This window comes from uncultured Wocania sp. (assembly GCF_964021735.1).
Classification (GTDB): domain Bacteria; phylum Bacteroidota; class Bacteroidia; order Flavobacteriales; family Flavobacteriaceae; genus Wocania_A.
Window position 1 is genome coordinate 1 of record NZ_CAXIBN010000137.1, and the last position, 8,248, is coordinate 8,248.

The window sequence follows — 8,248 nt, forward strand, 5'->3', positions numbered from 1 at the left end:
TTCATCTAATCGATTAAAATAGGTTACGTTTCCTAAAAAAATATCGTTTACCAATTTGCTTAAATATGGTGTGTAACTTACTGCTAAACCTGATTTAGTTTCAGAAAACACATATTTTGATGAATTCCATTGTTGCGAATAAGCATCAACCGATGTTGCAACTCCCATATCACCCATAGAAGCAGCACGCGCATCTGATGCTATTAAAACAAATGGTAGTCCTGTAGTTATAACTCTTTTATCATCATTTGGTATTACTGTCGTTTGAGCTTCGACCTTAAAAAAAATAGCAAATGCTATTAATGTCAATATTCCGTTCTTCATGGGTTAGTTTTATTTAACAAATATAATTTTTTATTAGAGGATAACAAGCTTCTCAATTTTTTGAACTTTTTTATTTAGAAAATTAGATCGTACCGTTAGCTTATATATATAAACACCTTTCCCTATTTTATCACCAAAATCATCTCTTCCATCCCAAACCATATCTCTCGATAACGAACTTGTTGTTTTTGTTCCTGCATTAGTTTGCCCATTAAGGGTTTTAACTAATTTACCTGAAACGGTGAATATTTGTATAGAAACGTCTAAAGGATCTGAACTATTGTGATTAAACCAAAATTCTGTATAATTTACAAACGGATTTGGATAATTAAGTACATTATTAATGACTAACTCTTGATCTTTATCGTAGACAACAAACTGAATTTCAGTGACTGAAGAGTTATTATACACATCCCAAGCTTTTAGAGTTAGAGTATGCAACCCTGGTTCTAAATCTCTAAAAGGAAATGATACCACACCTTTTTTATAATTATCTACTTCGGTTTGATAATAATCGTTTAATACAAACGGATTGGTTTCGTCTCCATCTATAATTGCCACAATATCGTGCCCAATACCACTTGCTGTATTAATACCATTGTCGTCTTCTAATTTAGCAAGTAATGTAGGTGATTCGTTAGTTATTCCACCAGACACGAAGTTCTCGTCGTTCATATAAAGGGTAACTACTGGTCCTATATTATCTTCGGCAGCATTTTCGTTTAATCCACCGATTCTAACCGTATTAAGGCTAACACCAGATTGATCTAGAAATAACTCTTCATTTTTTGAATAAAAACTCACTTTCCCAAAACCAACAGGAATACCAATATCTTTTGGCACTACAAAATCGAATTCAAATTGACCGTTAGTAACTGATGCTTGACCTCTAAAAATAATTTCTCCTAAAGTCTCAAAGTCCATTTTTACGAGCTGCCCGTTTAAATGTGTTCCATCGTTTGCTAATGTTTGTCTATTTATATTTTTATCGTAAATCGTGGTTGAAAGTGTACCACTATAATCACTTAAAACATTTCCTGAAATGTCTGTAACTTCGCCCGCTAGCTTAACATAACTTAATGCTTTTAAAGTGTCAGTAGCTTGTGTGATGGGTACATCGTTAATTTTTGTTAATCTGATGTTGGGTTTAGCAAATGCCAATTTCATGGCAGGATCTCCAATAAAAAACACTAATCGTCTTTGACTTTGACTAGAAATTGCTGGATCATTTTTTGTTAACCTTAATGATTCTGCCATTGAAGGATATTCGTAATCTTCAAACGTATCATTATCACTAAAGGAAAATAAATATTGTTCTAATTCATTATTAAATGTGATTCCAAAATTTACAAAAACCTGTCTTGTAGTTGTAATTAAACCAATGGCGCCTGCTTTTTTATTCCAATAGGTAAACTCGCCTGCGGTTTCTCTAAAAGGATTATCGAATTTAGTGAACTCGCAGGTTACTGTAACAAAACAATTGAGTTTACAAAAGTTTCTAAAGCTCTCCACATCGGGCTTAGTTAAAATACGTTCCTGAGCCAAACCTTCTTCTCCGCCATGACCAAAATAATTAACCACTAATGCGCCATTATCTATAGCATTAACTAAAGATTCTGTTACTTGTGGGTATCTGTTTCCGCCAGCCGAAGCCTCTTGTTTAAAAGCATCGGTGTGGATTTTAACAACGTTTATAAATGGTTTTTCTTGAGTAACCGTATTTCCAACATTATCTGTAGTTGCTTGCAATATACCTTCCCAATCTTTATCAACATCATCTGAAACAACTACAAAGTTATTTCGCCAACTCCCAAAAGCTTCTTTTACATAATAGCTTTCAATTTTATCGACCATTTCTTTAGCACGTTGTGGCGTATCTGCTAGTATTCTACCTACGGCAATATCTAATTTATCGCTTGTACTCATGGTACCTTCATTTTCATCCATCATACCATAAAAATCGTCTGAAACAAACGAATTGGTTAAATTAAAACTATTGTATGAATACCAAGAAGGCATAATGTTAGTGTTATTCGGAATTCTGTCTTTATAATCGAATGAGCCATCGCCAAATAAACATAAATATTTTACTCTGTTTGCTGGTGTACTAGCATTATCGTAAACATATTTAACCATATTACGAATGGCACCAACATCTTGATTTCCTGTGCTAAACTCATTGTACACTTCATTTAACCCAACTACTTTTACATTTAAATTATATTGTTTTGTATTTATTTGCGCTAAACGTTCTGCCTGATTAAGCATATTATTAGGAGCAATAATAATATAATCAACATCTTGAAATTGCCCATCATTATTATTAAAAATGGTTCCTTTTATGTTTTGATTACTAAGGGTTCTATTTTCGTCTATTTTGGGCTCGTAATAATCTGATGGCACTACTGCAACATAGGTTTTAAGTGTTCCTAATGTAGATGTAAAAGAAAGATTACTGCTAGAGTCTTCGTTAAGATAATTTGTAACATTATATAAATCGGTTACATCCCAAATTTCAGAAATTTGCGATGCATTTGCTATATTATATTGACCAATACCAGAAGCCAAAGCTACTGCTCTATTTTTAAACTGGAATTGTTCATCTTCAAAACTTAAAGCTCTTGTTGCTTCAATAGAAATATAATCTAAATAGCCTAAACCACTAGGATTTCCTTGATTATCATAATTAAGATTTACACTTATATTTGATGAATTCACATTTACATTTCCAATGTAGGATGCATCATTAGCTAAATTAGGGCTAGATGCCCCAGGTATTGACAATGTTGAAACAGCACTTCCATTAACACTAATTTGCATACTACTTTGTGTAGAAGATGCCGATGCTACAAATACCCTAAGATTAATTGGAACAGAAGTTACTAAATTCGGAAAATTGAATTCAAAGGTTTTATCGTTATCAATATCAAATCGATCCCCAAACCAACGTCTTCCTAAAAGCGCAATATTATATTCGTCAACTTCATGAAATTTATAATCTTCAAAAGTATCAATAACCATATTTACAGTTCCTGTTGGTTGACTCATAGCTTTTATACGCTTCCCTAAACCAGAGCCTACATTAATATAGTAATGAGTTTTATCGGTGTAACAGTTAATATTGGTGTTGCTTTCCGCATTGAATTCCTTTGGCCCTTGTGCGTAAAACAAAATGTGATCTTCATCATTAAAAATACCATCTTCTTCTCCAACAAATTTTACAGCATTTTCGGTAATATCAAAAGGATACGGCACAGCATTAGAATAAGGAATCATGCGTCCGCCATTGCCATATACTTTTATAGTTCTGGGATCAACACTATTTACATTAACACCCAATTGTTGCAAAAAGTTTTTAGAGATTTTAAAAACACCAGTAGTATCAACATAAAACTTAAACCACTCGCCAGAACTTAAAACCGAATTGGTAATTACACCAGAAACACCATTGCCTTTACTAGAAAAAGATCTCTGAGTTGCTTTAGTGTTATAATTTATTTGAAAAGATTGTACTTTTTTATAATTACCATTAGCATCTTTTATAATAGGTGTTATTTGAAAATATGCAAATAATTGAGTTCTTCCTTTTGAATTTTTTAGAGTGAATTTTAACTCGCTACCAATAGTGTTCGTATTTAAATCTTTTAATTCTTCTTTTGAAATTGAGGCATAACTAACATTACTAATTCTTATTGAAGATTCGTTAACATTATTTGAGACTTTCCATTGAGTAACAAATAGCAAGCCTTCATCAAAATCATAACTAAAATTTTCTGCATTAAAAGCTGGTATTTTTAAATTGTAGTTTCCTCCAAAAATGGTTTTATATCCATCCCAATTAATAATAAACTTTTTTTGCTGCGAAAACATACTCACAGAAATAATTAAAAATAAAAGTAAAGCCTTCTCTTTCATCGCTAGAATAACGTCTTTTACAACTTGTTATTATTTAAAAAAATAACAATTTTTAAAACTGCATCAAAAATACAATAATAAATTTGCAAAAAGTGCGTTTATACAACACAAAACAGCGATGAAAAACAACAAAAACATCGTTGTAATGTTTAAAAAACAGGGTGAAATGCATATTTTTTTGGTTAAAATGCATAAAAACCCTTGCACTATTCGGTTTAATTCTTATATTGCAGCACCAAAAATATTATTAGCTTACTTAAACGTATGGATATGAAAAAAGTAGTAGCATTAAAGGTTATGGTAGTTTTAGCACTATCAGTAACCGCTATTGGTTGTAAAAAATCTTCGAGCTCAAAGAATAGTTCTAGAGCAACAGGATGGCAAATCAACGACAAAGAAGGTGGTTTTCAATACAATACCAAATTCCAAGAACAAGAAACTTCCCCAGGTTTAGTCTTTGTAGAAGGAGGTACTTTTACTAAAGGAAAAGTACAAGATGATGTTATGCACGATTGGAATAATACCCCAACACAGCAACATGTTCAATCTTTTTATATGGATGAAACTGAGGTTACCAATATGATGTATTTAGAATATTTAGATTGGATTAAGCGTGTGTATCCACCAACAGACGAGAATTTCAGAGCAATTTACCATGGCGCATTGCCAGATACTTTAGTTTGGAGAAACCGCTTAGGATTTAACGAAATTATGACTGAAAACTATTTACGTCACCCAGGTTATGCAGAATATCCTGTTGTTGGTGTAAGCTGGATTCAAGCCGTAGAGTTTGCTAATTGGAGATCTGATCGTGTTGGAGAAATGGCTCTGCAAAAAGCTGGGTATTTAAAAAGAGGGTCGCACATAACTGATGTTAATGCAGATGCTACTTTTAGCACAGACACCTATATTAACTCACCAACTTCAACTTACGGAGGAAATGAAGAGGTTATTAATGGTGATGATAGAAGAGGTAGAAATGAGCAAACTGATGCAGACGGAAATCCTGTTAATATTTACGCAAAAAGAGAATCTGGAGCTATTCCACTAAAATACAGACTTCCAACAGAAACTGAATGGGAATATGCTGCTTTAGGTTTAAGTGAATTAAGAAGTTATAACCTTTATAGAGGACGTAAAAAATATCCTTGGGATGGCCAATATACACGTTCTGGAAAACGTAAAAACAGAGGTGACCAAAAAGCTAACTTCAAACAAGGGAAAGGAGATTATGGCGGAATTGCTGGTTGGTCTGATGATGGTGCTGATATTACTAACGAAGTAAAATCTTATGCTCCAAACGATTTTGGATTATACGATATGGCTGGAAATGTTGCCGAATGGGTAGCAGATGTTTACAGACCTATTATTGATGATGAGTTTAACGACTTTAACTATTACCGTGGAAACGTTTATACTAAAAATGCCATAAACGATGATGGCACTGTAAAAGTTGTTACTTCAGATGATATTGTTTACGATACATTATCTAACGGAAAAGTAGTTGCTAGAAATTTACCAGGTGAAATATTACAAGTTCCTGTTGATGAAAACGAAACGTATTTAAGAACTAATTTCGATAAAAGTAACGCTATAAACTTTAGAGACGGAGACAGACGATCTTCACGTAATTTTGAGAGTTTTAACGACGATGAGGAAACCGAAGGGTCGGCAAAAGCTGAAACTAGCCTAATGTACAATTCGCCTAAACACAAAATTTCAAGAGACTCTCTAGGAAATATTATTAGGGAATATGACAAGAGCAATAACAGATCGTCTTTAATCAACGATGAAGTTAGAGTTTATAAAGGAGGCTCTTGGAAAGACAGAGAGTATTGGTTAGATCCAGCTCAAAGACGTTACTTCCCACAAGATATGGCAACAGACTATATTGGGTTTAGATGTGCAATGTCTCGTGTAGGCTCTAAAAGTAAAAATAAAAACAAAACGAAGAATTAATAAAACTTTGAGTAAATAATATTTAAAGTCCTAGCGTTAGTTAGGACTTTTTTAATACTTTTATTTGAATAAAAATTTTCGACGATAAGTTGAGTTTCCATTAAAATTGTTATTCCTGTTGTGGCCATTGAACGGAGTCGAAGTGAAAGCTGGAATCTAAACCATTAAATACTCTATATTGAAAATTGAACAAATACATAGTTTTTTCTTAGAATGTAATTCAGTTTGTACTGACACAAGAAAAATTCATAAAGACGACATTTTTTTTGCATTAAAAGGTGATAATTTTAATGGGAACATCTATGCAGAACAAGCCATAAAAAAAGGTGCTAAATATGTTATTATTGACGACGACAAATATAAAACCTCTGATAAAAAAATATTAGTAAATAATGCTCTTAAAACACTACAAGAATTAGCAGCTTATCACAGATCGTTTTTAAACATTCCTATCATAGCTTTAACAGGTAGTAATGGAAAAACCACCACCAAAGAATTAATAAACGTTGTATTGTCTCAAAAATATAAAACTACAGCAACTCTTGGCAATTTAAACAATCACATTGGTGTGCCACTAACATTACTTTCAATGAATTCTAATACTGAAATAGGGATTGTAGAAATGGGTGCAAATCATTTAAAAGAAATTGCTTTTCTATGCAATATTGCAAAGCCAGACTATGGCTACATAACTAATTTTGGAAAAGCACATTTAGAAGGTTTTGGTAGTGTTGAAGGTGTAATTACAGGTAAAAGTGAATTGTATGATTATTTAATTACTAACCATAAAACCATTTTTGTTAATGGAAATGATGCTATTCAAGTTAATAAAACAAATAAAGCAAAAAGGGTTATTTTTGGCAATACTACTTTTACTGATATTAATATTGATTTTATTGACGCTAAACCTTTTGTAGAGTGCAAATACAACAGCCTAAACATAAAAAGCCATCTCATTGGCGATTATAACTATAATAATATTGCTACCGCAATTTGTATTGGAAATTATTTTAAAGTCGATGATAATGCAATTAAGAATGCTATTGAAAACTATATTCCTACTAACAACCGATCACAAATTATAAACATAGGTACAAATCAAATTATTTTAGATGCATACAATGCGAATCCAACAAGTATGCATGCTGCACTATTAAATTTTGAAAAGCAAACTGGACTTAAAATAGCCATTCTAGGAGATATGTTCGAGCTTGGTAATGATGCTAAACAAGAGCATGAAACCATTACAGATTTAGCTGTTTCTTTAAATATTGATACCGTTATTTTAGTTGGTGAAAATTTTTATCAATCAAAAAATGATTCAAATAAAATAATTAAACACAAAACATTTGAGGATTTAAAAAGAGCATTTGACTTTACTCAAATAGAAAATGCTACTCTGTTAATTAAAGGATCGCGTGGCATGGCTTTAGAAAGAGTTTTAGATAATCTATAAATTCTATTAATTTTTAGAAACTTGGTTTTTCAAATCACTTAATAAACTCTCAATTTTTTCAATAATCTGTTCGTTATTTAAAATCACTCTATATGGCTCATTAGGCTCCTCTGCTCTATTCTTTTCTTTATTATAATCATTTCTTAATAGCCAATTAAGATCCGCATCAGGAAACTCTTTAATTATTTTTGCTAAAAACTCAATAGACACCTTCTTCCCATTAACATATTGCGATAGCTGAGTATAATTCATTTCAAATTTTTCAGCTAAATCGCTCAATTTACTGTATTTGCTTTTTATTAATTGTTTTAGTTTATCCTCAAATTCCATATTTAGAACGATTATAAATTATACTAATAAGTAAATTATTTTTAATTTATTTAATTATTTGTATATATTTGTGTGTAAATTCACTCAAATCTAATGTAAAACTATTCAAGTCATGACAAATTTAAACAAATTATACACATTATATGATGTACATTCACAGATAGAGCAGGAAACATTAAAAGATTTATTAACTAATCACCTTCCAAAAGAATACACAGCAAAAGTGATTCGTAAACTTGCTAGCGAGAACATAATAGTAGATTC

5 protein-coding genes are annotated in these 8,248 nt (G+C 31.7%); 2 read left to right on the forward strand and 3 right to left on the reverse strand.

Annotated features, from left to right (window positions below; genetic code table 11):
• Window positions 1-324: PorV/PorQ family protein (locus tag AADI82_RS11560; RefSeq protein ID WP_341216587.1), on the reverse strand; the 324-nt coding region annotated here is incomplete at its 3' end.
• Between the two features lie 33 nt (window positions 325-357).
• Window positions 358-4,239, reverse strand: a complete 3,882-nt coding sequence (porU, locus tag AADI82_RS11565; RefSeq protein WP_341216588.1) for a type IX secretion system sortase PorU — start codon at window positions 4,237-4,239, stop codon at window positions 358-360.
• A gap of 264 nt (window positions 4,240-4,503) precedes the next feature.
• On the opposite strand from porU, the gene gldJ reads away from it, so the two are divergent.
• Together gldJ and murF are read left to right on the forward strand one after the other, a co-directional pair.
• Entirely contained in the window at window positions 4,504-6,198 is a 1,695-nt protein-coding gene (gene gldJ, locus AADI82_RS11570) for a gliding motility lipoprotein GldJ (RefSeq protein WP_341216589.1), read from the forward strand.
• Window positions 6,199-6,376: 178 nt separating this feature from the next.
• Window positions 6,377-7,654: a UDP-N-acetylmuramoyl-tripeptide--D-alanyl-D-alanine ligase gene (murF, locus tag AADI82_RS11575; protein ID WP_341216590.1), complete on the forward strand. Its 1,278-nt coding sequence runs from the start codon at window positions 6,377-6,379 to the stop codon at window positions 7,652-7,654.
• A gap of 6 nt (window positions 7,655-7,660) precedes the next feature.
• On the opposite strand, the gene AADI82_RS11580 is transcribed toward murF, so the two are convergent.
• Window positions 7,661-7,984, reverse strand: a complete 324-nt coding sequence (locus tag AADI82_RS11580; RefSeq protein ID WP_341216591.1) for a helix-turn-helix domain-containing protein — start codon at window positions 7,982-7,984, stop codon at window positions 7,661-7,663.
• Window positions 7,985-8,248 lie beyond the last annotated feature (264 nt).

What these genes read in the sequence shown, in the direction of transcription:
- porU (WP_341216588.1), bottom strand. Translation starts at nt 4,239, where the DNA reads ATGAAAGAGAAGGCTTTACTTTTATTTTTAATTATTTCTGTGAGTATG.
- gldJ (WP_341216589.1), top strand. Translation starts at nt 4,504, where the DNA reads ATGGATATGAAAAAAGTAGTAGCATTAAAGGTTATGGTAGTTTTAGCA.
- AADI82_RS11580 (WP_341216591.1), bottom strand. Translation starts at nt 7,984, where the DNA reads ATGGAATTTGAGGATAAACTAAAACAATTAATAAAAAGCAAATACAGT.